Raw genomic sequence first — 24,527 nt, forward strand, 5'->3', positions numbered from 1 at the left:
TCGAGAGCCTGAACCGCGTGATCCGGAAATCCATCAAGACGCGCGGATCGTTTCCGACGGACGATGCCGCGACCAAGCTGATCTATCTGGCGATCCGCAGCTTCGAGAAAGACGGCCGAAACGTCCGGGAAGGGTTTGCGGCCCGCAACCAGTTCGCCATAATGTTCGGCGAGCGCTTCGCCGCTTGAGTATCTGAAACTGCATGGGCCGGATCAGATACACAGAGTTCCTGACACTCCCGCCGCGCCATGTCACCGCCGCGATCGACTGGTTCTGGCTTTTCGCTTTCGCGTCCGGGTGGGCGATCCTGTGCTACTTCATGGTGCAGGGGATGATCGAAATCCACGAATATGGCGATCGCACCACACTGATGTCTCTGCCGTTGTGGTGGGCCTATGCCCCTGCAGTGCTGGGATCGGCCGGAGCAAGCCTTATCGCATTTGCACAAGTTCTGGTCCCATCGACATTCACGGCAGTGGAAGGCTGAGCCATGGAACCCACCACACTTGCAATCATCCTTATCGTCGTTCTGCTGATTGCCATCATCCTGCGGGCGCCCATAGGCCTGTCCATGGCCGTTGTCGGGTCCGCAGGCTATATGCTGCTGTCCAGCCCCGCCGCGCTGACGGCTTATCTGCAATCCGCCTGGCCCGATCGCTTCATGTCCTATGACCTTGCGATCATTCCGCTTTTCATCCTGATGGGGCATCTGGCGACGCGTACGGGCATCTCTGCCGCCCTGTTCGCCGCATCCAATGCGTGGATCGGTCACTGGCGCGGCGGGCTTGCCATGGCCTCTGTCGCAGGTTGTGCGATGTTCGGCTCGATTTCCGGCTCTTCAATCGCAACTGCCTCGACGATGGCCAAGGTCGCCCTGCCCGAAATGCAGAAGCACCGTTACAGCGGCGCGTTGTCCTCCGGCTCACTTGCGGCAGGCGGCACGCTGGGCATCCTCATCCCGCCTTCGGTCGTGCTGATCATCTATGCGCTGCTGACCGAGCAGAATATCGTCAAGCTGTTCCTCGCCGCCATGGTGCCCGGAGCTTTGGCGGTGCTGGGCTTCATTATCGCAATCGCCATCTATGTCCGGCTTTTCCCGAACTCGGCCCCTCTGCAGGAACGTGCCGGCTGGCGGGACAGGATGCACAGCCTGCGTAATATCTGGCATATTGTCGGCATCTTCGTGATCGTGCTGGGCGGCATCTATGGCGGGTTCTTCACACCGGCCGAGGGCGCGTCGGTCGGGGTGGTTCTGACGGCGGCAGCCGGTCTTCTGGGACGCACGCTGACCCTCGAAAGCCTGGTCGACAGCCTCGTGGATACCGCGTCGGCCAGCGCGATGATCTTCGTGATCATTTTCGGGGCGGATATCTTCAACGTGGCGATTGCGCTTTCGCGGATGCCCACGGCATTGGCGGACTGGTTCATGGCCGCGAATGTTGCGCCGATGACGGTATTGCTGCTGATGGTCCTGTTCTACCTGATCATGGGTTGCGTCATGGACAGCCTGTCGATGATCGTTCTGACCGTTCCGGTGTTCTTCCCGACGATCATGAGCTTCGATTTCGGGCTTTTGCCGCAGCAGCAGGCATTGTGGTTCGGCATCCTGACCCTTGTCGTGGTCGAGGTGGGGATGATCACGCCGCCGGTGGGGATGAATCTGTTCGTCATCTCAGCGATTGCCAGGGATATCCCGGTCGCTCAGATCTTCCGCGGCACCGTGCCTTTCATCATGGCGGAGTTTGTGCGGATCATCCTGCTTCTCATGCTGCCGATCCTCAGCTTCGGACTTGTCGACTGGTGGCCGAGTTGACCATGTTGCGGTGGGCTTCGGCCCACCCTGACCTGCACACAGGCAGGCTTGCCAAATCGTCAAGGGCATTGCCCGAGATCCAGGGACCATCCGATGACCCATAAGCTTCCTGAAATCCGCAGCGTCCAGAATGGCGATGCCGTGATCGCCTATGCGGTCACCGGTCCGGCGGATCCGGCGTCGCGCACCATCTGCCTTATCGCATCCACGGGCCGGGGGGCCGAGGATTTCTTTCATCTGGCCGAGCATCTCGCCGCTGGAGGCATGCGGGTCGTGATGCCCTAGCCGCGCGGCATGGGCGGCAGCGAGGGGCCGCTGGAAGGGATCGATTTCCACGATCTCGCCGCAGATGCTGCCGCCGCACTTCGCGCGGAAACGGGCGAGGGCGGGGCCGTGGTCGCCGGTCACGCATATGGCTGCTGGATCGCACGCACCATGGCGCAGAATTTTCCCAGCATGATCGATGGTCTGATCCTGCTTGCGGCCGGTGCGGGCAAATGGCCGGACACACTGACCGAAGCGATCAATACCGCGATGAACACCGAAGCGCCCGAATATGACCGCCTGGCGGCCCTGCGCACGGCATTTTTCACCGGGGACCACGATCCCCGCCCGTGGCTGGAGGGATGGAGCGGCAAGGTCGTGCACGCACAGCGCGCGGCCCGGACCCGGACAGACCGGGACAGCTGGTGGTCCAGTGGCCGCGCGCCGATGCTGGACATTGTCGGGTTACAAGACCCTTTCCGGGCCGAGCAGGATCGCGACTTCTATCTGCGCGAATTCGCTCCCCGGCTGGAATTGAAGCTGGTTGACGGTGCAAGCCATGCCCTGCCCGACGAGAAACCGGAGGAGGTCGCGCAGCTGATGCTGGACTGGATCGATCGCCGGTTGGGCAAGCCGGACGGGCAACCAACCGTGTCACGTCGAATTTCCGGGGATCAGGTCTGAGGCCGCACCCAAACAGAAGGAGAGCAGATTATGGAACTCGAAACGCTCAAGGTTTCGGTTAACGACTACTTTGCCACCGTCACCATCGCCCGACCTCCGGTCAATGCGCAGAATAACAGGCTGCGGGAAGAGATTCAGGTCGTGATGGACAGTCTTGGCGACCGTGCGGATGTGCGGGCCATCATCCTGACCGGCGAAGGAAAGGCGTTTTCAGCAGGCGCCGACCTGTCAGAGCGCCCGACCCAGGACCCCGGCAACTATACGGCCCATAACCGTCGCGTCAGGGCCAGTTTCGACTGCATCCTCGAATGCCCCAAGCCGGTGATCGCCGCCGTGAATGGCGCGGCCATCGGTGCCGGCTGCGTGTCTGCGCTGTGCTGCGACATCCTGATTTTTTCAGACAAAGGCTATCTGCAGATGACCGAGGTGAATGTCGGGCTTGCCGGTGGCGTCGCCCATGTTCGCCGCCATCTGGGCGAATCCGATGCCCGCCTCATGCTGTTGACCGGGCGCCGCATCTATGGCCCCGACCTGCTGCAAAAGGGCGTCGCTTCGGCATGTGTCGCGCCCGAGGCCTTGATGGATACCGCGACCGAGATCGCCCGCGACATCGCCAAAGCCAGTCCCTCGGCGATACGCGCGGCCAAATTGGCGTTTCAACTGACCGAGAACCTGTCGCTCTACGAAGGCTACCGCTACGAGCAGGGCAATACCAAGGCCCTGTCCACGACCAAGGATTCCGCCGAGGCAATGGCCGCCTTCCGTGAGAAGCGCCCGCCCGTTTTCAAGCCCTGATCGCGGCGTCGATATGTGGCAGCGTGGATCCTTCCTGAACCGAGTCCCGTGACAACGCCCATGAATATGCGAAACGGATTGCGGAACTTTGCCCGATCCTCACATGGCGGGAGGGGCATTCCAGTGAAAGATACCTATAAAACAATGTGGTGCGGGTGGAGGGACTTGAACCCCCACGCCTTGCGGCGCCAGAACCTAAATCTGGTGCGTCTACCAGTTTCGCCACACCCGCATGGTCATTTCGGGCGCACGGAACCGGGCCCTACTCTTGACGGTCGCGGTTGCGGCGGGGACCGCCGCAAGCACAAGCGACACCGTCGGGTAGATAGCTCTCTTGTGTGAGCCGGTCAACGGGTCAGCGTTCATCCGGCGCCAAGGATCGCCCGACCCGGTTCCGGTATGGATCCGGGCACTTTGCCGGGAGCGTTGCCGCAAATGCAAACCCCGCCGAAGCGGCGGGGTTTGTCGGTCTTCCGGGTCGCCCCGCGGGGCGGCAGCTATCTTGACACTGCGCCTTATTCCGATCCGAAGAGCGCGTATTTCGCGATGAACATCGCCGCGATGATCCAGGTCGCCAGATGCACCTCGCGGGCGCGCCCGGTGAACAGTTTGATCACCGCATAGCTGATGAAGCCGAAAGCCAGGCCGTTGGCGATGGAATAGGTGAAGGGCATGGCCAAGGCGGCCAGAACGGCAGGCGCGGCCTCGGTCACGTCGTCCCATTCGATCTCGGACAGTTCGCGCACCATCAGCGTGGCGACATAGAGCAGCGCCGGCGCCGTTGCATAGGCCGGAACCGATCCGGCCAGCGGGGCGAGGAAGGTCGCCGCCAGGAACAGCCCCGCCACGACCAGTGCGGTCAGCCCGGTGCGGCCACCGGCCTGCACGCCCGCCGCGCTTTCGACATAGGCGGTGGTCGAGGAGGTGCCCAGGAACGAGCCGACGGTGATCGCGGTGGAATCCGCCATCAGCGCCCGGCTCAGGCCCTTGTTGGTATGCGCGGGTCCCTCGGTCAGCAGGCCGGCGCGCTTGGCCACGCCGATCAGCGTGCCGGTGGCGTCGAAGACCTCGACCAGGACCATGACCAGAACCACCTGGATGATGCCGAAACCCAGGGCGCCGGCAAGGTCAAGCTGCATGAAGGTCGGCGCGATCGAGGGCGGCATCGAGACGATTCCGCCGAACTGGCTGGCGCCCAGGGCGATCGAGGCCACGGTCACGGCCACGATCCCGATCAGGATTGCGCCGGGGACTTTCAGCGCGTCGAGGGCGGCGATGATGAAGAAGCCGACGATGGCCAGCAGGGTGGTGGTCGCGGTCAGGTCGCCGACACCGACGAGGGTCGCCGGGTTGTCCACCACGATGCCTGCATTCTTCATGGCGATGATCCCGAGGAACATCCCGATGCCGGCCGCGATCGCGCTGCGCATCGAATGCGGGATCCCCGAGATCAGCCAGCGCCGGAGGCCGGTGATCGACAGGAACAGGAAGATCATGCCGCTGATGAAGACGGCGCCAAGGGCCTGCTGCCAGGTGAATCCCATGCCGGCGACAACGGTGAAGGCGAAGAAGGCGTTCAGGCCCATGCCCGGCGCCATGCCGATGGGCCAGTTTGCCCACAGCCCCATGACGGCCGAACCGATGGCGGCCGCGAGGCAGGTGGCGATGAAGACCGCATCGCGGTCCATGCCCGTTGTGGACAGGATGTCTGGGTTGACAAAGATGATGTAAGCCATGGTCAGGAATGTCGTGACACCTGCGATGATCTCGGTGCGGACATTGCTGCCATGCTCGGCAAGCTTGAAGTAGCGTTCCATAAATATCCTCCGCGCGGCGCTCCTCAGCCGCTCATTGCGGAACTTTACGTAGCCACCGAACAACTTAGCAATAACTGCTAACCCGGAAGTCTTTCAATATGTCATTGAAACCCGCGGCGAGTTTCGTCGATTTGTATATACAGAATTTCAATCTCGACGGCTTGTTCATTGGGCGCTGACGCTGTTTTCTAGGCGGAACCCAAGCCAGGCCGGAGGAGAGGCAAGATGCGCTACAGCCGCGACATGCGAGGATATGGCGAAACCACCCCGGATCCGCAATGGCCCGGCGGGGCCCGGATCGCCGTGCAGATCGTGATGAATTACGAGGAAGGCGGCGAGAACAGCATCGAACATGGCGACGCCGCCTCCGAGGCGTTCCTGTCCGAGATCATCGGCTGCCAGCCCTGGCCCGGCCAGCGTCACTGGAACATGGAATCGATCTATGACTACGGCGCCCGCTCGGGGTTCTGGCGGCTGCACCGGCTGCTGAAGGATATCCCGATCACCGTCTATGGCGTCGCCACCGCACTGGAACGCGCCCCCGAACAGGTCAGTGCCATGCAGGCCGCCGGTTGGGAGATCGCCACCCACGGGCTGAAATGGATCGACTACCGCGACGTGCCGCGCGAGATCGAGGCCGATCACATCGCCCAGGCGGTCGAGTTGCATCGCCGTGTGACGGGTGAGCGTCCCTATGGCTTCTACCAGGGCCGCACCTCGATGAACACGGTCGAACTGGGCTGCGAGGAGGGCGGCTTTGCCTATCTCGCAGACACCATCGCCGACGAACTGCCCTATTGGCATGTGCATCAGGGCCGCCCGCAGTTGATGGTGCCCTACACGATGGACGCCAATGACATGCGGTTCTCGTCGGGGCAGGGCTTCGGCACCGGGGTCGAGTTCTTCGACTATCTGCGCGACAGCTTCGACGTTCTCTACGAAGAAGGTGCGGCCGGTGCGCCGAAGATGATGTCGATCGGGCTGCATTGCCGCCTTGCCGGCCGGCCGGGCCGGGCGATGGCGATCAAGCGCTTCCTCGAGCATGCCCGCGCCCATGAGGGCGTCTGGTTCGCCACCCGGCTGGACATCGCCCGCCACTGGGCCGAGACCCATCCCTACCAGCCGCGCCCGCGCCCCAGCCAGATGGAGCGGGACGCGTTCGTCACCAAGTTCGGTGGCATCTACGAGCATTCCCCCTGGATCGCCGAGCGTGTCTGGGACGCCGAGATGGGCGCCATCCATGACAGCGCCGCGGGTCTGGCCGGACGGATGGCGCAGATTTTCCGTGCTGCCAGCAACGAGGAACGGCTGGGCGTGCTGATCGCCCACCCCGACCTGGCCGGCAAGCTGGCCGAGGCCAAGCAGTTGACGGCCGAAAGCACCTCGGAACAGTCCAGCGCCGGGCTTGACGCGCTGACCGATGCCGAGAAGGCCGAGTTCACGCGGCTGAACGATGCCTATACCGCGAAGCACGGCTTTCCCTTCATCATCGCGGTGCGCGATTATGACAAGCCGGGCATCCAGCGCGCCATGCAGGCGCGCGTGGACAACGACACCCTGACCGAGCGCAGCGAGGCCGAGAAACAGGTCATGCGCATTGCCGAACTTCGTCTGAAGGACGTCCTGAAATGAACAAGATCGCCCCCAAAACCTCGGCTGCCGGTTCCTATGCCGGGCCGATCGCCGGCCTGCCGCCGCAGACCGACCTGACCACCGACACGGCCGTCTTCACCGAGGCCTATGCGGTGATCCCGCGCAGCACCATGCGCGACATCGTGACCAGCTTCCTGCCGGGCTGGGACGGGATGCGGATGTGGGTCATCGCCCGCCCGCTGACGGGTTTCGCCGAGACCTTCAGCCAGTATATCGTCGAGCTGTCCGAGGGCGGCGGCAGCAGTGCCCCCGACGACGACCCCGAGATCCAGCATGTGATCTTCGTCACCGATGGCGAATTGCGGGTGACCATCGACGGCACCGACCACCGGCTGACCTCGGGCGGATACGCCTATGTTCCGCCGGGAACCGAATGGTCGCTGCGCAATCTGGCGTCGGGCAAGACCGGGTTCCACTGGTGGCGCAAGCGCTGGCAGCCGGTCGAGGGGCTGAGCCGCCCCGATCCCCTCGTCCTGCAGGAGCAGGACATCACCCCTGCCTCCATGCCCGACACCAACGGCGCCTGGGCCACGACCCGCTTCGTCGATCCGGCCGACCTGCGCCACGACATGCATGTCACCATCGTGACCCTGCAGCCCGGTGGCTCGATCCCCTTTGCCGAAACCCATGTCATGGAACATGGCCTCTTCGTGATCGAGGGCAAGGCGGTCTACCGCCTGAACCGCGACTGGGTCGAGGTCGGCCCCGGCGATTTCATGTGGCTTCGGGCCTTCTGCCCGCAGGCCTGCTATGCGGGCGGCCCCGGCCCGTTCCGCTATCTGCTCTACAAGGATGTGAACCGCCACGCCCCCCTTTGGCCGAACCGGTAACACGAGGCACCGGGCCATGCCCACCGGACATGATACGAGACCAGGAAGGGGGCGATCCGCATCGCCCCCTTCCTGCTGTCGGAGGGCAGGCGCACCGTCTGCGGGCATCGGGCGGGCGGGCAATCTGGTGGACAGTCTTCGCTGAAGCGGCGGCGCGGGAACGCGAAAGGCCGCCCGGATGGGCGGCCTAGGGAAGCGGCGCGGATTGTCCCGTCAGGCGGCTTCGGATTCCGCCTCTGCGGCCATGCGGCGTTCGCTTTCCTCGCGCGACAGCGCGACCGAGGTGCGCACCCCTTTCGAGACGAATTCCATCAGCCCCTTCACCACCCGCTCGTTGGGGTCGATGCCGGCGCAGCTCAGCACTTCGCGCCCATCGCGCGAACGCGCCCAGCGGGCGATCTGCTCGGGGCCGTTGCCATATTTCTTGTCATCGGCAATAGCGTCGTCCAGTGCGGCCAGAACGACTGCTGCAAACAGCTTGCGGGCCCGCTGCCCCTGTTCGAAATTGAAAGCCGAGCCGTCAACAAAATCGCGCATCTTATTCGTCCATCTCATCTGCCCCCGAAGGTCAGCAGGGGCCTTTGCGGGAAGAAACGACTTCAACCCCGCGTTTTAATTTCCGTTTCTCTGACGGTGCCGTATGCCTTAGACCATGTCGGCGCCGATTCGATATTCCCCTAACCGCATGGCTGCCATGCATTATCTGCATTTCATGTGAAAATCAGGTAAAATCTTCACCACTGCCGGATTTTGAGCGGCCTTCTGCCGCGGCTCGCGACTTGACAAGCCCGCAAACCCGTTACGGTTGCCTAAGATCGCACGCCCCGATATAGGGACGCGGCAACGCCGTTCAACGCCCGGACGGTCGAAAAATTCCGCAAACCCGAAGAGTTCATCCATGCCCAAGATCAACGGCAACGAAATCCGCCCCGGCAATGTGCTGGAGCATGACGGCGGCCTCTGGGCCGCCGTGAAGGTCAACCATGTAAAGCCCGGCAAGGGCGGCGCCTTTGCCCAGGTCGAATTGAAGAACCTGCGCGACGGCCGCAAGCTGAACGAGCGCTTTCGCAGCGAGGACAAGGTCGAGCGGGTCCGTCTGGACCAGAAGGACCAGCAGTTCCTCTATGAAAGCGACGGCAAACTGGTCTTCATGGACAGCGAGACCTTCGAGCAGACCGAACTGGACGCCGAACTGCTGGGCGACCGCCGCCCGTTCCTGCAGGACGGCATGACCGCGACCATCGAATATTACGGCGAAGAGGCGCTGTCGGTGCAGATCCCGCAGAAAGTCACCTGCAAGATCGCCGAGACCGAGCCGGTGGTGAAGGGCCAGACCGCCGCCAACAGCTACAAGCCGGCGATCCTCGACAACGGCGTGCGCATCATGATCCCGCCCTTCGTCGGCGAGGGCGAGGATATCATCGTCAATACCGAACTGTTCGAATACAGCGAACGCGCCTGACGGCGTCAGGCGCTTCTGTGCTGCCAGTCAACGCCCCGAAGGTCCTCCGGGGCGTTTTCATCTCCAGCGGCCGGTTGCGGGCGCGGAAAGGCACGGGATCACTCAGGAACAGTTGCTCCGGGGCCCTTCATCCGCACCCGGGTCCGCGTGGTGGCCAAGTCCGCTTGGGTCCGCGCATCGGCCATGGGTCGCCCGTATCGGGCAACGCGGCCCGATAAGTTCAGAGTGCCGCCAGAATGCGCTCGGCTTCGGCCTTGCAGGGGGTCAGCGGAGCGCGATCCTCGCCCGGGAAGAACCGGGCGCGCAGGGCGGTCGGCATCCCGGAGGGCTCGGCGATCACCACGCGCGGGCCGAGGCTGGCCGTCTCGGCCTGCCAGCTGCGGGCCAGGGCGATCTGCGCCGCCTTGGTCGCGCCATAGGCGCCAAAGAACTTCGCGCCGCCGCGCGGGTCATCGAAGAACAGCGCCGTGCCGCCGCGCGCGCGCAGCAACGGCTCGAGAAGCGCCATCAGCCCGCGCACCACCTCGACGTTCAGCAGCAGCGATTTCGCCCAGTCCTTGCCGTCGATATGCGGCGCGGGCGAGAGGGGCGCGGCGTGGATCGCCGTATGCGCCCAGAAATCCAGCCCGCCCCAGCGACCGGCGATGGCTTCGGCCAGTTGCTGCATGGCCGGCGCCTCGGTCACATCCATCGGCGCCAGCGTGGCCGCGCCACCTGCGGCCCGGATGCGATCATCCAGATCCTCCAGCCCGCCCACCGTCCGGGCCACGGCCAGAACGTGATAGCCGCGGGCGGCCAGTCCTTCCGCCAAGGCCGCGCCGAGGCCCCGCGATGCGCCGGTGACCAGCGCCAGTTTCTGTTCTGTCTCGCTCATGCCCGTCCCTTGCCACCAGCCCCGCCCCGGCGCAAGGGGCGCAAGCAAAAGGGGCCTCCGAAGAGGCCCCGGAACCGATACCACAATCCGTTCGGATCAGCGCCGGTCCAGATCGACATAGTCGCGCTTGTCGGCGCCGACATAAAGCTGGCGCGGGCGGCCGATCTTGTTCTGCGGATCGTCGATCATTTCCTTCCACTGCGCGATCCAGCCCACCGTGCGCGACAGCGCGAAGATCGGGGTGAACATCGAGGTCGGGAAGCCCATCGCCTCGAGGATGATGCCGGAATAGAAATCGACGTTGGGATAGAGCTTCTTCTCGACGAAATACTCGTCCTCGAGCGCGATCTTTTCCAGTTCCTTGGCGACCTGCAGGGTCGGGTTGTCGTGGATGCCCAGCAGATCCAGAACCTCGTCGGCCGATTCCTTCATCACCTTCGCGCGCGGGTCGAAGTTCTTGTAGACCCGGTGGCCGAAGCCCATCAGCCGGAACGGATCGTCCTTGTCCTTGGCGCGCCGGATATATTCCGGGATGCGGTCCACGCTGCCGATCTCGCGCAGCATTTCCAGACAGGCCTGGTTGGCGCCGCCATGCGCGGGCCCCCACAGGCAGGCGATGCCCGCTGCGATGCAGGCGAAGGGGTTGGCGCCCGAGGATCCCGCCAGCCGCACGGTCGAGGTCGAGGCGTTCTGCTCGTGATCGGCATGCAGCGTGAAGATGCGGTCCATGGCGCGCGCCAGCGCCGGATTGACGTTGTATTTCTCGGCCGGGACCGAAAAACACATGTGCAGGAAGTTCGAGGCGTAATCGAGATCGTTCTGCGGATAGACGAAGGGCTGACCGATCGAATATTTATAGGCCATGGCCGCGATGGTCGGCAGTTTTGCGATCAGCCGGATGGCGGCGACTTCGCGCTGCCAGGGATCGCCGATATCGGTCGAATCGTGATAGAAGGCCGACATCGCGCCGACCACGCCGACCATCGTCGCCATCGGGTGGCTGTCGCGGCGGAAACCGCGGAAGAAATAGTGCATCTGCTCATGCACCATGGTGTGGCGGGTGACGCGACCCTCGAAATCGACCAGTTGCTCATTCGTCGGCAACTCGCCGTAGAGCAACAGGAAGCAGACTTCCAGATAGTGCGACTTGGCGGCAAGCTGCTCGATCGGATAGCCGCGATACCACAGCTCGCCCTTGTCGCCGTCGATGAAGGTGATGGTCGAATCGCAGCTTGCCGTCGAGGTGAAGCCGGGATCATAGGTGAAGACATCCGCCTGGCCGTAGAGCTTGCGGATATCCAGGACATCCGGTCCCTTGGTGGGGCTCAGGATCGGCAAATCATAGGAGGAGTTGTCGAGAAGCAGTTTGGCGGTCTTCGGATCGGCCATCCAAAACGTCCTTTCAGGCTGGGCCGGGTCAACCGTCGTTTGCGGCTCGGGGCAACCCTGGCAAGTGAGGGCAGGCGTTAACCTGCCAATTCCGTCTGGTCCTGAAGCCGGGCCAGCGATTCCTCGCGGCCTAGCGCCGTCATCATGTCGAACACGCTGGGGGTGGCGGTGCGGCCGGCCAGAGCGGCGCGCAGGGGCCCCGCAATCTTGCCCAACCCGACGCCGTTTTCTTCGGCAATCCGCTTGGCCGCCTGTTCCAGCTCGTCTCGCGCCCAGCTAGCATGCTGCATCGCGGCAGTCAACGATTTCAGCATACCAAGGGATACCGAATCCAGCGCCTTGGCGGCTTTCTCATCCACGTCCACGGGCCGGTCGATCAGGGCAAAGCGTGCCTGTTCCAGCAGTTGCGGCAGGGTTCTGGCCTTTTCCTTCAGCGCCGGCAGGGCCGGCAGAAGGCGTTGCTTCTGGCTTTCGGTCAGTGGCCGGGCGCCGGTTTCGGCAAGATAATGCTCCAGCGTCGCCAACAGCGCCGCGTCATCCATCGAGCCGATGTGATGGCCGCTGACATGTTCCAGCTTCTTGAAGTCCAGCCGCGCCGGCGCCCGGCCGATTCCCGGCAGATCGAACCAGTCGCGGGCCTGCGCGTCGTCGAACAACTCGTCATCGCCATGGCTCCAGCCCAGCCGCGCCAGATAGTTGCGCATGGCCGCCGGCGGATAGCCAAGCGCCGCGAATTCGTGCAGGCCGACCGCGCCATGCCGCTTGGACAGCTTCTTGCCGTCCTCGCCATGGATCAGCGGGATATGGGCGAAGACCGGGCGCGGCCAGCCCATCGCGTCATAGATCTGGATCTGGCGGGCGGTGTTGGTCAGGTGATCGTCGCCCCGGATCACATGGGTCACGCCCATGTCGTGATCGTCCACCACCACCGCCAGCATATAGGTCGGCGTGCCGTCGCTGCGCAAAAGGACCATGTCGTCAAGCTGGTCATTGGCCACCCGCACCTCGCCCTGCACCGCGTCCGCGATGACCGTCTCACCCTCGCGCGGCGCCCTGAGGCGAATCGCGTAAGGGGCATCGGGCAGGTCCGAGGCATCGCGCCATGGGCTCTGGAACGGCTGGCGCGGATGCGCCTCGCGCCATTCCGCGATCTCCTCGGGCGTCGAGAAGCATCTATATGCCGCGCCCCGGGCCAGCATCTCGCGCGCGACCTCGGCATGGCGATCCTTGCGGGCGAACTGGCTGATCGGCTCACCATCCCAGTCCAGCCCCAGCCATTCCAGCCCCTTCAGGATCGCCGCTGTCGCCTCGGGGGTCGAACGGGCGCGATCGGTATCCTCGATCCGAAGCAGGAATTTCCCGCCCCGTCCGCGTGCGAAAAGCCAGTTGAACAGCGCCGTCCGCGCACCGCCGATATGCAGATAGCCGGTCGGCGAGGGGGCAAAACGGGTGACGATCTGGGCAGGGTCGGACATCGGGGCCTTCTCGGACGGGCTTCTCGGGGGCAGGCCGGGTCGCGTTAACGCTTTGGTAAGCAGCCCATGCCATCTTCGTGAGGAAGACATAGAGAAGCGCGTCAGAAAGGACAAGAATGACTGCCCCGGCCGGGACCACGCCGTCGGGTCAAGTCCCGGCGGCCGCTGCGGTGCCGGTGCCGGTCGCACTGCCGGGATTTGCTCCGTCCCGGCTTCGTGCGCCCCGGCCCCGGTCCGCCGCCCCCGCCCGCCCGGCCGCTGCCGGACGGGCGGGGCTATTCGCCTGGGTTCCGGTCTGCCTGTCGGCCGGCATCGCGCTGTGGTTCGTGCTGCCGGCGCAACCGACCATGGGCCAATGGCTGCTTCTCGCCGTCATCTCCTGCGCCGGCCTCGCCATATCGTACGCGGCCCCTCGGATTGCCCAGGGGGGGCGCATCAGTTGGGGGGCGGCTGACGCCTTGCGGATGGGCGGGCTGGCCCTGGCCCTGATCGCGGCAGGGATCGGGCTGGCGGGCTGGCGTTCGGCCAGCGTTGCTGCACCTGTGCTGGAATGGCGCTATTACGGCCCGGTCGAAGGCCGCCTGGTTGGCATCGACCGTTCGGCCCGCGACCGGATCCGGCTGACACTGGACGATGTCGTGCTGCGCGATCTGCCCCCGGATCGCACCCCCGGACGGGTCCGGCTGTCGCTGATGGATCAGGCCGCCGAGGATCTGCCCGAACCGGGCGCGCGGGTGATGCTGACCGGCCATCTTGGCCCGCCGCCCGGCCCGGCCTCGCCCGGAAGCTTCGATTTCCGCTGGCACGCCTGGTTCGAAGGGCTTGGCGCGGTCGGCTATGTGCGAACGCCATTGATGACCGTCGAGCCCGCCAGGGGCGTATGGCAGTTGATGCCCCGCGTCCGGATGGCGATCAGCGCCGCCATCCGGCAGCGCATCGGAGGCCAGGAAGGCGCGGTCGCCGCCGCACTGATGACCGGCGATCGCTCGGGGGTCGAGGAAGCCACGAACGAGGTGATGCGGGCGGCAAATCTCTACCACATCATCTCGATTTCGGGCCTGCACATGAGCCTGCTGGCAGGCTTCGTCTACACGGCGCTGCGACTGTCGGCGGCCGGAATGCAGGGGCTGGGTATCGCCCCCGCGCTGCAAATCCACAAGTTCGCCGCCCTCGTCGCCCTGCTGGCCGCCGCCGGCTATCTGTGGCTGTCCGGCGGCGGGGTGGCGACCGAGCGCGCCTTCGTCATGGTCGCGGTGATGCTGGGCGCGATCCTGGCTGACCGCCGCGCCATCTCGCTGCGCAGCGTCGCGCTGGCGGCCACGATCATCCTTGTCTACAGCCCCGAGGCGCTGACCTCGCCCGGCTTCCAGATGAGCTTTGCCGCCACCGTCGCGCTGATCCTGGTCCACGGGCCCTGGTCGCGCATCTCGCCGCATCTTCCGCCATGGCTGCGGCCGCTGGCGATCCTGCTGCTGTCGTCCCTGGTTGCCGCGCTGGCCACCGCGCCGATCGCGGCGGTTCATTTCAACCGGATGGCCCAGTACGGCTTGCTGGCCAACCTGCTGGCGGTGCCGGCGATGGGCCTGTTGGTCATGCCGGCGGGCGTGATCGGCGCGCTTCTGGCGCCGGTCGGGCTGGCCGGCCCCGCGCTCTGGGTGATGGGGCTGGGCACCGGCTGGATGCTGCGCGTGGCCGAGTTTGTCGCCGGCCTCGACGGGGCCACGACCGCCATTCCCCTGCCGCCGGCGGCCGTGCTGCCGCTGATGGGTTTCGGGGCGGTCCTGATGGTACTGTGCTGGCGGCGATCCGCCATGCGCGGGCCGACGCCCCTGACTGCCGGTATTGCCGCCGGATTGGCCATGCTGGCCGCGGCCTCTGCCCTGTGGTTGACGGTCGAAAGGCCGCTGCTGCTGATTGCATCCGAAGGCGATGCCGTCGGCCTGATGACGCCCGAGGGACGCGCCTTGTCGAAAGCCAAGGGCGGCGCCTTCAGCGTCAGGACATGGCTGCTTGAGGATGGCGATGGCGCGAGTCAGTCTGCCGCCGCCGCCCGTCCCGGCTGGTCCGGTGATCGCCGCGACCGGCGGGCCGATCTGCCTTACGGCTGGCAGATCTGGCACGTCACCGGCAAGGGCGCGGGCCTGCGCGCCGCAAGGGTCTGCCGGGCGCGACGTATCGTCGTCGCCACTGAACCGGTTATTTCTCCGTCGGGCGGCGGAACCTGCCTGATCCTCGATCCGCCCAAGTTGCGCCGGACCGGCGCGATCGCCATCGACATGACCGCCTTCGGCCCGCAACTCCGCACTGTCGCGGATACTCACCCAACGCCCGGTCGGGGGCCGTGACCCGGGACAACCTAGGTGGCGCCCCTGGACCGGTTGGACGTCCCGCCTCTCGCGCTCTTTCCAAATACCTCGGGGTGAATTGGCCGCAGGCCAAGAGGGGCGGCGCCCCTCTGCCCCATTCGGCTCAGGCGACCTCGGCAAAGACCCTGTTCAGCGCCAGTTCCAGCTTTTCCAGCATCTCCTCCATCTGTGCCTCGGTCAGGATGAAGGGCGGGCACAGCACGATTGATTGCCCCAGCGGCCGGCAGATCAGCCCCAGATCGGTGCAGGTATTGGCGATCCGCTCGCTGACCGACAGCGACCCATCGAACGGCGTCTTCGTCGGCTTGTCCTTCACCGCCTCCAGCGCCCACATGAAGCCGATGCCGCGCAGCTCGCCGATATGGTCGCTGCGCTCCATGATCGCGCGCAGCCCGGCCTCCATGCGCGGCGCGAGGCGGCGGACATTGTCGGCCAGCCCCTCGTTCATCACCACGTCGATGGCCTTCAGCGCGATGGCGCAGCCGACCGGGTGACCCGAGGCGGTGAAGCCATGCGGAAACTCCTCGATCTCCTCGATTGCCGCCTGCAGCCGGTCGGCCAGATCCGGCCCGAGGATGACCGCCCCCATCGGAAACAGCCCGGCGGTCAGGTTCTTGGACGAGATGATCGCGTCGGGCATGAAATCATAGGTCTCGCAGCCCCAGGTCTGGCCGGTGCGCCCGAAGCCGCAGATCACCTCGTCCGAGATCATCGGGATGCCGTGCCTGCGCAGGATCGGCAGCACGGCCTGAAAATAGCCCCTCGACGGTGGAATGACCCCACCCGCGCCCATGACCGGTTCGGCGAAGAAGCCGGCGATGGTGTCGGCGCCCTCGCGCCGGATGGTTTCCTCCAGCTCCCGCGCCAGCCGGGCGGTGAACTGCTCTTCGCTCTCGCCCGCCTCGCCATGGCGCCAGTAATGCGGGCAGGTCAGGTGGATGAAGCCGGGCAGGGGCAGTCCGAAGACCTCGTTATAGGGCTTGCCGGTCATGCTGGCCGAGACCGCGGTGACGCCGTGATAGGCGTTCCAGCGGGTCAGGATCTTGCGTCTCGCGGGGTCGCCCTCGCTGGCGTGAAGGAACCACAGCATCTTGACCATGGTGTCGTTCGCCTCGGAGCCGGAATTGGTGTAGAACACCTTGCCGCGCGCGAAGGGCGAGATCTCGACCAGCTTTTCCGACAGCATCACCGTCTGGTCCGACATCCGTCCGAAAAAGGCGTGATAGCCGGGGAAGCGGTCGTATTGCGCCTTCGCGGCCTCGGCCAGACCCTTGTGGTCGAACCCCGCGACCATGTTCCACAGCCCGGAATTCGCGTCCAGGTAACGTCTGCCATTCACATCGACGACATAGGGCCCCTCGCCATGGGTCAAGACGACGGTGCCGCGTCGGTGCACGCTTGGCAGATCGGTGAAACCATAAAGCGAATATTCCTCGGCGCGGGCTTCCCAGCTTTGCGGCCTGTCCATCTCCACTCCTCCCGAAACGGTTCCCGTCCCGAGGCTATCCGCGTGCCGAAAGCGCCGCAATGGCAAGGGCAGGGCGCGGGCGATCTGCGTACCGCCCGCGCCTGGCGCATCCGGTTCTGCCGCACAGGGCGCGCGAGATGCGCCCTGCCTTCAGGCAGCCGATTTAGGCGGCGGCCTCCAGTGCCGCGATGTCGATCTTGTGCATCGTCATCAGCACCGGCCAGACCTTCGCCGCATCCGGCCCGCCCAGCAGCTCGGTCGCGCGGCGCGGCACGATCTGCCAGGACAGGCCGAAACGATCCTTCAGCCAGCCGCATTGCGACTCGGCCCCGCCATCGGCGGTCAGGGCCCGCCACAGCCGGTCGGTTTCGGCCTGATCCTCGGTCTGCACGCTGATCGAGGCCGCCTCGGACAACTGGAAATGCGGCCCGCCATTCAGCGCCTGATAGGGTGTTCCGGCCAGCGTGAACTCGACCACCAGCACCTTGCCCGGCTGAGCCATGTCCTGCCCCTCGGGATAGCGGCTGACCTGGCCGATATGGCTGTCAGGCAGCAGCGAGACATAGAATTCGGCCGCCTCCCGCGCCTGATCGTCGAACCACAGGCAGGTCTTGACCTTGGGCGCGGCACTCATTGTCCCGGCGCCTTCGATCCGCCGAAGCTCAGCATCCATGGTGTGCCGAACCGGTCGCGGAACATGCTGAAGCGCTCTGCCCAGAAGGTTTCGGCGGGCGGCATGGTGATCGCCTCGGCATCCTTGGACAGCGCTGCGAAGATACGCTCGAACTCGGCCAGCGAGGTCGGGTCGATGACGACATAGAAGCCCTGCGGCTTGTCATACATGTCATCGGAATTGTCCGAGGCCATGATGCTGGTGTCGCCCAGCCGCATCGACATGTTCATCACCATCTCGTCGCCGCCTGGCATCCGGTCCTCGGGGGCGGCGTCGCCATTGCGGAACACGCCATCGATCTGACCGCCCAGCGTATCGGCATAGTGGGTCATCGCCTCAAGGCAGTTGCCCTTGAAGAACAGATAGATCATCGGTTGCATGTCATTTTCCCTCACAGCGATTTCGCCAGGTCTTCCAGCTGGTCGGCGGCCTTGCCCCAGCCCTCGTGGAAGCCCATGGCCTCGTGTTCCTTGCGGGCCTCTTCGGTCCAGTGCATGGCGCGCGCGACGTAATGCGTCCGGCCCTCGCCGGCGTCCTCGAAGCTGACGTCGGCCACCATGAAGGGCCGCCCCGAGGGGCGCCAGCCCGGAGTGAAGGCGTCGGTAAAGACCAGCTTGCGGCCCGCGACCACCTCGAGGCAGACACCGGTATTCGGGAATTCCTCGCCCTCGGGACCATGCATCACGGTCGAGAATTCGCCACCGGGCCGCAGATCCAGCACCGCGTCGGTCACATGCCACGGCTTGGGGCAGAACCACTGCTCCAGCAGTTTCGGTTCGGTCCAGCAGCGCCACAGCCGGTTGCGTTCAGCATTCAGAATGCGGTCCAGGACCAGATCGTTTGTCACATCCTTCATGTCGTCCTCCCATTGGACGGGGTTGGAAACAGCAGCGTCAGATAGCGTTTCAGGTGATCGACGCTGTCGATGGCGACGGACGGGTCGTCCGCGGCCTTGGCAAGAATGAAGGCCCCCTGCAGCACCGCCTGAGTATGGGCGGCGAGGCTGGCGGCGCTGAAGCCCGTGACCCCATGCGCCTGCATGGCCGCGGCGATGTCGGGTTCGATCGTGGCGGCGTGGCCGAAGATCGATTCGGCACAGGCCCGCCGGATCGCCGGATGCGCGTGATAGACTTCCTGCGTCATCGTGCCGACGAGGCAGGTGAATTCCTCGATCTCGCCGGCGATGATCTGGCGGCGGAAATCGACATAGGCCAGCACGCGTGCCAGCGGGTCGTCATGGTGGTGATAGGGCGCGGTGGCAAACAGTGCCCCGGTCGTCTCGGCCCAGTATTGCGCGGCCGCCACGCCCAGATCCTCCTTGCTGGCGAAGTGATGGAAGAATGCCCCCTTCGTCACCCCCGCCGCGCGGCACAGCTGATCGACGCTGGTGGCCGCAAAACCCCGAGCGCGGACCATGTCGCGCGCGGCCTCCAGCAGCCTTGTGCGCGCATCACCGCCCTCGGGGTTCGATTTGATTCGTCTTCCCATATAAAAACATACCAACTGGTTGGTATGTAAATCAAGAAGAATCTGCTGCACCCACCGAGCGACAGTCACAAGGCTTGCCTCGCCACGATGGACGGAGCCGGTGAGGGGAAGGTTCTGGGGCACGATGCCACGCGCCCGCCAAGGCCCGGTGTCCGATCCATCAAGGGAGTTCAGACCCGACCCGGCGGCAGGCATCCGCGAATGCGCCGCGAAAGGCGGATCAGAGGCGGGTGACCACCCGTTCGGCGTAAAGACGGTCCACCTCGTCGCGGTGGCACAGCTCGGTCGCCGGGGTCATCACCGCCGCCGATGCCGCGGCGGCGCCAAGCGCAAGCGCGTCTTCGACCGGGCGGGACTGCGCCATCGCCAGGACAAAGCCCGCGACGAAACTGTCGCCCGCGCCGACCGCGCTCACCACCGGAACCTTCGCCGCCTCGGCATGCCAGGCTCCATCCGGCCCGGCGATGACCGAGCCATCCGCGCCGCGCGCCACGATCACGGCCTTCGCCGCCCCGTCCTTGACCAGCCCGGCGGCGAAAGCGGCGCTGTCGCCGCGCAGGGGCAGGGGCCGGCCGGCCAGCCCCTCGGCCTCGTGGCTGTCCATGCGCAGTACATCGACCGCGATCGAGGACCCGGCCATGGCCCGCAAGGCCTCGCCCGAGGTGTCCACGACCAGCTTGGCGCGCCCGTCCTTCAGGCGCACCGTCAGCATCTGCTCGAATCCCGGGGCGACGCCGGGCGGGTTCGAGCCGGAGACGACCACCCAGCCACCGGCCCGCGCGGCCTCGGCGATGGCCGACATCATGTCCGCCACCTGCGCCATGTGCCATTCCGGGCCGGGCAGGACAAAGCGGTATTGCCCGCCGGTCGATCGGTCGGTGACGGCCAGCGACTGGCGGGTCTCGCCCGGCGCGGTCAGGCGCATGAGGGACAGCCCGTCGGATTTCAGCATCTCGGCGATACGGGCGCCGGTGGCGCCGCCAAGCGCGACCATCGCCGTCGATTGCCCGCCCATGATCTTGATCGCCCGGCTGACATTGATGCCGCCGCCGCCGGGATCGACCACCGGCTTGTCGCAGCGCAGCTTCAGATCCGGGCGCACCTCATCGGCGGCCGTCGACAGATCCAGCGCCGGGTTCAGGGTGACGGTCAGGATCGGCGCCTGAGAGGTCATTCCCACCACCGGTCGATGCTGGCGATATCGTCGTCCGACCAGCCGAAATGATGCGCCAGTTCATGCGTGACGACATGGCCGACCAGTTCCGCCAGCGTCACATTCCCGCGCGCGGCCCATTCGTCCAGCAACGGGCGGCGGAACAGCCAGACGATATCCGGGCCGCCCGGCTGGTCGCTGACCGATTTTTCCGTCAGCGGAATGCCGTCATAGAGGCCGGTCAGGTCGAACGGGTCATCGATCTGCAACTCGTCCAGCACATCGTCGGGCGCGAATTCCGCCACCCGGATCGCCACGTCCTGCGCATGGCCGGCGAATTCGACCGGCAGGCTGGCCAGTGCTGCGCGGGCCAATGCCTCGATCGCGGCCGCGTCGGGCGCGCGCAGTCCTTCCCAGTCCGTCATCCGCACCTCCTGCGACTCGTCCCTGATATGGACAAAAAACGCCGGCTGTGAAAGAGCAGCGGGCAACAGGAGACGCCCATGACCATCACCCGCTTCGCCCCGTCGCCCACCGGCCATATCCATGTCGGCAACCTGCGGACCGCGCTGTTCAACTATCTGATCGCGCGCAAGGCCGGGGGCACCTTCATCCTGCGGCTGGACGATACCGACCAGGAACGGTCCAAGCAGGAATATGTCGATGGCATCAAGCGCGACCTCGACTGGCTGGGCCTGCACTGGGACCGCGAGGAACGCCAGTCGCTGCGGCTGGACCGCTATGCCGAGGCGGCCGATCAGCTGCGCGGCGCGGGCCGGCTGTACGAGGTGTTCGAGACCCCGACCGAACTGGATCTGAAGCGCAAGAAGCAGCTGAACATGGGCCGTCCGCCGGTCTATGACCGCACCGGGCTGGGCCTGTCGGAGGCCGACAGGGACCGGCTGCGGGCCGAGGGGCGCGAGGGGTACTGGCGCTTCCTGCTGGATCAGGAACGGATCGAATGGCCCGATGGCATCCTGGGCGATATCTCCATCGATGCCGCCTCGGTCAGCGATCCGGTACTGATCCGCGCCGACGGGCAGGTGCTTTACACCTTCGCCAGCAGCGTCGATGACACCGACATGGCGGTCACGCATATCGTGCGCGGCTCGGACCATGTGACCAATACCGCGACCCAGATCCAGATCATCAAGGCGATTGGCGGCACCCCCCCGGCCTTTGCCCATCACAGCCTTTTGACGGGCGCGAAGGGCGAGGAACTGTCCAAGCGCATCGGCGCGCTGTCGCTGAAGGATCTGCGCGAGGCTGGCGTGGCGCCCGAGGCGCTGATCTCGCTGATGGCGCGGCTGGGTTCGGGCCAGCCGGTGGTGCTGTCCAGCCTTGACGACCTGGCCGAACAGTTCGACCTGTCGCAATTCGGCGCCTCGCCGACCAAGTTCGATGCCGAGGATCTGTGGCCGCTGACGCGCGAGCGGAACCAGTCGCTGCCCTTTGCCGAGGTCAGCGACCGGATCGCGGCGCTTGGCGTGCCCGCGGGGCTGGCCGAACGCTTCTGGCGGGTGGCCAGCCAGAACATCACCGTGCTAGAGGATCTGGCCGGCTGGTGGACGATCTTCAGCCAAGGGGCCGAGCCGCAGATCGACGCCGAGGACACCGATTTCATCGCGCAGGCGATGCAGATGCTGCCGCCGCCGCCCTATACGGATGCGACCTGGGGCGAATGGACCGCGCGGGTCAGGGAGGCCACCGGCCGCAAGGGCAAGGGCCTGTTCATGCCGCTGCGCAAGGCCGTGACCGGGCAGGCGCACGGGCCGGACATGTCCGATGTCATGCCGCTTCTGCAGGTGGTGAAGGCGCGGGGCTGATCAGGCGTCCGGGGCGGGCTTCGCCGCGGGCGTCTGGTCGTCGCTGCCGAACAGCCCGCGCAATCCGCGCGCGACGAGGTTGCCGACCTTGGGCCGCGGCTGGGCGAGGAAGGGCAGGGGGCGACAGACCTCCATCGCGGCGATGCCGACGCGCGCGGTCAGCGCGCCATTGACCACGCCCTCGCCAAAGCGGCGCGACAGTTTCGCCAGCACGCCGCCGCCGGCGACGGTGTGAATGAGGTCGTCGCCCGCCGCCACCGCGCCAGTCGCCACCAGATGCGTCATCACCGTGCGCGCCAGCCGCCAGCCGCCGACGGCGCCGGCGCGGCCGCCATAGATTTCGGCCATGCGCCGGATCATCCGCAGGTTAGCCGCCAGCGCCGCCGCCACATCGGCCAGCGCCAGCGGGATCAGCGCCGTGGCAGCGGCGACGGTGCGGGCGGCGGCCTCGATCTCGCGCCGTGCCTCCTGATCCAGGCCGGCCAGCAATTCGGTTTCGGCCATGGTCAGCAGGGTGCGGGCGTCGAAGGCCTCGCCGCGCGCATCCGACAGCCGCCTGTGGTTCCATTCCAGTTCCGGGCGCCGGCGGTAAAGGGCCAGAAGCTGGTCGGTGACCTGGCGGGCCTTGTCCATGCTGTCCTCGGTCAGCGCCGTGCCCGCCTGCCGCTGGATCGCGTCGATGCGGGCAAAGCGCGCCCAGGCCCGGTATTCGCGCCAGGCCATGCCAAGGGCGGCCAGCGTGAACAGCGCGAACAGCGTCACCCCGAGCCAGCCGAGGACCGGATAGCTGTCCATCAGCCGGTTGATGAAATCCAGCGCCGCGATCGACAGCAGAAAGGTGAACAGCGCCACCCCGGAATTGATGAAGAACCGGGTCAGCCGCGACGGCGGCCGCCCGACCAGCCGCGTCACCATCTCCATGGTGCGGGGGCGGGGCAGTTGCAGCCCGGCCTCGCCGATGGGCGGGGCATCGGCGGGGCTGGGGGCCGCATCCTCGCGGGATTCCTGCCGGGGGCCGGCGGTCTCGGCCCGGGCCTCGGGTTCCAGTTCGACCAGCACGGGGCCACGCCTGCGTTCGGTCTCGTCACTCACAGCCGGTCTCCGATCAGGAATTCTGCGGCGCGGTCCAGCCGGATATGGGGCGGGCCGTCGCCGGGGCGGGCGGTCATCGGGGCGGGGGCGAAATTCATGATCGCGTAATCGCCGTCCAGCCATTGCCCGGCGCCCTCGCGGGCCGGGTGCAGCAATTCTGCGGGATCGGCGGGCAGTTCGCCCGGATAGAAGGCCGCCTGCCGCCCGTCCAGCAGCCGTCCGCGCACGGCGGGCAGCTCGTCGTCCTTCTGGCGGATCACATCCTCGGTCGTGGCACGCAGGGCGGCGATGGCCATGGCCTCGGTCCGCGCGCCCGAGAAATCGGCCCGGTCGCGGGCCTCGCGCAGCATGGCCGAGAGGATCGCGGTCAGGCGGTTGTGCTGGACATGGTGCAGGTGGTCGGCCTTGGTGGCGGCAAACAGGATGCGCTCGACCCGCCTGGTGCCCAGAAGCTGCCCCAGCCAGCCGGCGCGGCCGGGGCGGAAGGCGGTCAGGATATCGGCCATGGCGCGGCGCATGTCCTCGACCGCCCGCGGGCCCTGATGGATCGCGCCCAGCACATCGACCAGCACCACCTGCCGATCGATGCGGGCGAAATGGTTGCGGAAGAAGGGCTTCACGACGCGCGACTTGTAGGCGTCGAAGCGGCGGCGGAACTCGCGCCACAGCCGGCTGTCGCGCAGGGCCTCGGGCAGGGGTGCGAAGGTCAGAGCCGGCGATCCGGCCATCTCGCCCGGGATCAGGAACCGGCCCGGGGTGCAGTCCGAAAACCCCGCCTCGCGCGCCGCCAGCAGATGCGCGGTATAGGTCTCGGCCAGCGACTGGGCCAGAGGTTCGTTAAGACGGCTGCCGTCAAGCCCCTGCAGCGCGGCCAGATAGTCGGCAGCGCCGGGGCGGCCCTGCATCCGGTCCAGCACTTCGGTCGACCATTCGCCGAAATCCTTTTCCATCAGCCGCAGGTCCAGCAGCCATTCGCCGGGATAGTCGACGATATCCAGATGCAGCGTGCGCGGCCCGGAAAGGCCGGAAAACAGCCCCTTCGGCTCAAGCCGCAGCGACAGGCGCAACTGGCTGACATGGCGGGTGCCGTCGGGCCAGCGCGGCTCGGGGCCGGTCAGCGCGGCCAGATGACGCTCGAAATCGAAGCGAGGCACGGTATCGTCGGGCTGCGGCTGCAGCCAGGCGGCCTTGAGACTGCCATCGGCGGCGGCGCGCAGCGCGTGCATGCGGCCGCGATCCATCAGGTTGGCGACCAGCGAGGTGATGAAGACGGTCTTGCCCGCCCGGCTGAGACCGGTGACCCCCAGCCGGATCACCGGATCGCCAAGGCCCAAACCCGCCATCAGATCGCTGCCAATACCCATTCTGCCTGCCGTCCTGTTCTTGTGGCCCTGAAGATAGGGCG

The 24,527-nt window shown here is 66.1% G+C and carries 24 protein-coding genes, 1 tRNA gene and 1 pseudogene; 11 read left to right on the plus strand and 15 right to left on the minus strand.

Features of this window, described 5'->3' with window-relative positions; all coding sequences use genetic code 11:
- From KNW02_RS00005 to KNW02_RS00030, 6 genes and pseudogenes are all read left to right on the plus strand, one after another.
- A pseudogene (locus tag KNW02_RS00005) lies at positions 1-188 on the plus strand (IS256 family transposase); the annotation flags it as partial.
- A 14-nt stretch (positions 189-202) separates the two neighbouring features.
- Positions 203-487, plus strand: a complete 285-nt coding sequence (locus KNW02_RS00010) for a TRAP transporter small permease subunit (protein WP_216031202.1) — start codon at positions 203-205, stop codon at positions 485-487.
- Between the two features lie 3 nt (positions 488-490).
- A complete protein-coding gene (locus tag KNW02_RS00015) occupies positions 491-1,813 on the plus strand; it encodes a TRAP transporter large permease (RefSeq protein ID WP_216031203.1) in 1,323 nt (440 codons plus the stop codon).
- A gap of 93 nt (positions 1,814-1,906) precedes the next feature.
- Complete coding sequence (locus KNW02_RS00020) at positions 1,907-2,098, plus strand: alpha/beta fold hydrolase (protein WP_216031204.1); 192 nt, start codon at positions 1,907-1,909, stop codon at positions 2,096-2,098.
- A 9-nt stretch (positions 2,099-2,107) separates the two neighbouring features.
- Positions 2,108-2,761: an alpha/beta fold hydrolase gene (locus KNW02_RS00025; RefSeq protein ID WP_216031205.1), complete on the plus strand. Its 654-nt coding sequence runs from the start codon at positions 2,108-2,110 to the stop codon at positions 2,759-2,761.
- A 30-nt stretch (positions 2,762-2,791) separates the two neighbouring features.
- Positions 2,792-3,556, plus strand: coding sequence for an enoyl-CoA hydratase/isomerase family protein (locus KNW02_RS00030; RefSeq protein ID WP_252733308.1), 765 nt, complete (start codon positions 2,792-2,794; stop codon positions 3,554-3,556).
- Between the two features lie 147 nt (positions 3,557-3,703).
- Here KNW02_RS00030 and KNW02_RS00035 read toward each other — a convergent pair.
- Together KNW02_RS00035 and KNW02_RS00040 are read right to left on the minus strand one after the other, a co-directional pair.
- Positions 3,704-3,788: transfer RNA gene (locus KNW02_RS00035), tRNA-Leu, on the minus strand.
- 283 nt (positions 3,789-4,071) lie between these two features.
- On the minus strand, positions 4,072-5,373 hold the full coding sequence (locus KNW02_RS00040) for an NCS2 family permease (protein ID WP_216031206.1): 1,302 nt from the start codon (positions 5,371-5,373) through the stop codon (positions 4,072-4,074).
- Positions 5,374-5,598: 225 nt separating this feature from the next.
- Here KNW02_RS00040 and puuE point away from each other — a divergent pair, with 225 nt between their 5' ends.
- Together puuE and KNW02_RS00050 are read left to right on the plus strand one after the other, a co-directional pair.
- Complete coding sequence (gene puuE / locus KNW02_RS00045; protein WP_216031207.1) at positions 5,599-7,005, plus strand: allantoinase PuuE; 1,407 nt, start codon at positions 5,599-5,601, stop codon at positions 7,003-7,005.
- Positions 7,002-7,856, plus strand: coding sequence for a bifunctional allantoicase/(S)-ureidoglycine aminohydrolase (locus tag KNW02_RS00050; RefSeq protein ID WP_216031208.1), 855 nt, complete (start codon positions 7,002-7,004; stop codon positions 7,854-7,856). The genes puuE and KNW02_RS00050 overlap by 4 nt, the downstream gene beginning before the upstream one ends.
- A gap of 213 nt (positions 7,857-8,069) precedes the next feature.
- Here the strand turns inward: KNW02_RS00050 and KNW02_RS00055 are convergent, their stop codons facing one another.
- Positions 8,070-8,393 (minus strand): DUF6280 family protein, encoded by a 324-nt coding sequence (locus tag KNW02_RS00055; protein ID WP_216031209.1) that lies wholly within the window; start codon positions 8,391-8,393, stop codon positions 8,070-8,072.
- Positions 8,394-8,754: 361 nt separating this feature from the next.
- Here KNW02_RS00055 and efp point away from each other — a divergent pair, with 361 nt between their 5' ends.
- The gene (gene efp / locus KNW02_RS00060) at positions 8,755-9,318 is read left to right on the plus strand and encodes an elongation factor P (RefSeq protein WP_216031210.1); all 564 of its coding nucleotides are present in this window, start codon (positions 8,755-8,757) and stop codon (positions 9,316-9,318) included.
- Positions 9,319-9,538: 220 nt separating this feature from the next.
- Here the strand turns inward: efp and KNW02_RS00065 are convergent, their stop codons facing one another.
- The 3 genes from KNW02_RS00065 to gltX (KNW02_RS00075) form a co-directional block, all read right to left on the minus strand.
- Positions 9,539-10,192 carry an SDR family NAD(P)-dependent oxidoreductase gene (locus tag KNW02_RS00065; RefSeq protein WP_216031211.1) on the minus strand — a complete coding sequence of 218 codons (654 nt, stop codon included), beginning with the start codon at positions 10,190-10,192 and terminating at the stop codon, positions 9,539-9,541.
- A gap of 96 nt (positions 10,193-10,288) precedes the next feature.
- Positions 10,289-11,581 (minus strand): citrate synthase, encoded by a 1,293-nt coding sequence (gene gltA / locus KNW02_RS00070; protein ID WP_216031212.1) that lies wholly within the window; start codon positions 11,579-11,581, stop codon positions 10,289-10,291.
- A gap of 77 nt (positions 11,582-11,658) precedes the next feature.
- On the minus strand, positions 11,659-13,056 hold the full coding sequence (gltX, locus tag KNW02_RS00075) for a glutamate--tRNA ligase (protein WP_216031213.1): 1,398 nt from the start codon (positions 13,054-13,056) through the stop codon (positions 11,659-11,661).
- 116 nt (positions 13,057-13,172) lie between these two features.
- On the opposite strand from gltX (KNW02_RS00075), the gene KNW02_RS00080 reads away from it, so the two are divergent.
- Entirely contained in the window at positions 13,173-15,401 is a 2,229-nt protein-coding gene (locus KNW02_RS00080) for a ComEC/Rec2 family competence protein (protein ID WP_216031214.1), read from the plus strand.
- 124 nt (positions 15,402-15,525) lie between these two features.
- On the opposite strand, the gene KNW02_RS00085 is transcribed toward KNW02_RS00080, so the two are convergent.
- The 7 genes from KNW02_RS00085 to KNW02_RS00115 form a co-directional block, all read right to left on the minus strand.
- A complete protein-coding gene (locus KNW02_RS00085; protein WP_216031215.1) occupies positions 15,526-16,890 on the minus strand; it encodes an aminotransferase in 1,365 nt (454 codons plus the stop codon).
- Positions 16,891-17,053: 163 nt separating this feature from the next.
- Entirely contained in the window at positions 17,054-17,524 is a 471-nt protein-coding gene (locus tag KNW02_RS00090) for a VOC family protein (RefSeq protein WP_216031216.1), read from the minus strand.
- The gene (locus KNW02_RS00095) at positions 17,521-17,943 is read right to left on the minus strand and encodes a VOC family protein (RefSeq protein ID WP_216031217.1); all 423 of its coding nucleotides are present in this window, start codon (positions 17,941-17,943) and stop codon (positions 17,521-17,523) included. Before KNW02_RS00095 ends, KNW02_RS00090 begins: the two co-directional genes overlap by 4 nt.
- 11 nt (positions 17,944-17,954) lie before the next feature.
- The gene (locus KNW02_RS00100) at positions 17,955-18,419 is read right to left on the minus strand and encodes an SRPBCC family protein (RefSeq protein ID WP_216031218.1); all 465 of its coding nucleotides are present in this window, start codon (positions 18,417-18,419) and stop codon (positions 17,955-17,957) included.
- Positions 18,416-19,051, minus strand: coding sequence for a TetR/AcrR family transcriptional regulator (locus tag KNW02_RS00105; RefSeq protein ID WP_216031219.1), 636 nt, complete (start codon positions 19,049-19,051; stop codon positions 18,416-18,418). Before KNW02_RS00105 ends, KNW02_RS00100 begins: the two co-directional genes overlap by 4 nt.
- Positions 19,052-19,271: 220 nt before the next feature.
- Positions 19,272-20,225: a 1-phosphofructokinase family hexose kinase gene (locus KNW02_RS00110; RefSeq protein WP_216031220.1), complete on the minus strand. Its 954-nt coding sequence runs from the start codon at positions 20,223-20,225 to the stop codon at positions 19,272-19,274.
- On the minus strand, positions 20,222-20,629 hold the full coding sequence (locus KNW02_RS00115) for a metallopeptidase family protein (protein ID WP_216031221.1): 408 nt from the start codon (positions 20,627-20,629) through the stop codon (positions 20,222-20,224). Before KNW02_RS00115 ends, KNW02_RS00110 begins: the two co-directional genes overlap by 4 nt.
- A 78-nt stretch (positions 20,630-20,707) precedes the next feature.
- On the opposite strand from KNW02_RS00115, the gene gltX (KNW02_RS00120) reads away from it, so the two are divergent.
- Positions 20,708-22,030: a glutamate--tRNA ligase gene (gltX, locus tag KNW02_RS00120; protein WP_216031222.1), complete on the plus strand. Its 1,323-nt coding sequence runs from the start codon at positions 20,708-20,710 to the stop codon at positions 22,028-22,030.
- Here the strand turns inward: gltX (KNW02_RS00120) and KNW02_RS00125 are convergent, their stop codons facing one another.
- Positions 22,031-23,122: a YcjF family protein gene (locus KNW02_RS00125; RefSeq protein WP_348524653.1), complete on the minus strand. Its 1,092-nt coding sequence runs from the start codon at positions 23,120-23,122 to the stop codon at positions 22,031-22,033. It lies immediately after the preceding gene.
- Positions 23,119-24,486: a YcjX family GTP-binding protein gene (locus tag KNW02_RS20790; RefSeq protein WP_252733310.1), complete on the minus strand. Its 1,368-nt coding sequence runs from the start codon at positions 24,484-24,486 to the stop codon at positions 23,119-23,121. The genes KNW02_RS00125 and KNW02_RS20790 overlap by 4 nt, the downstream gene beginning before the upstream one ends.
- Positions 24,487-24,527: the final 41 nt, after the last annotated feature.

It is taken from the genome of Paracoccus marinaquae, assembly GCF_018860165.1.
In the GTDB taxonomy this organism is placed as follows: domain Bacteria; phylum Pseudomonadota; class Alphaproteobacteria; order Rhodobacterales; family Rhodobacteraceae; genus Paracoccus; species Paracoccus marinaquae.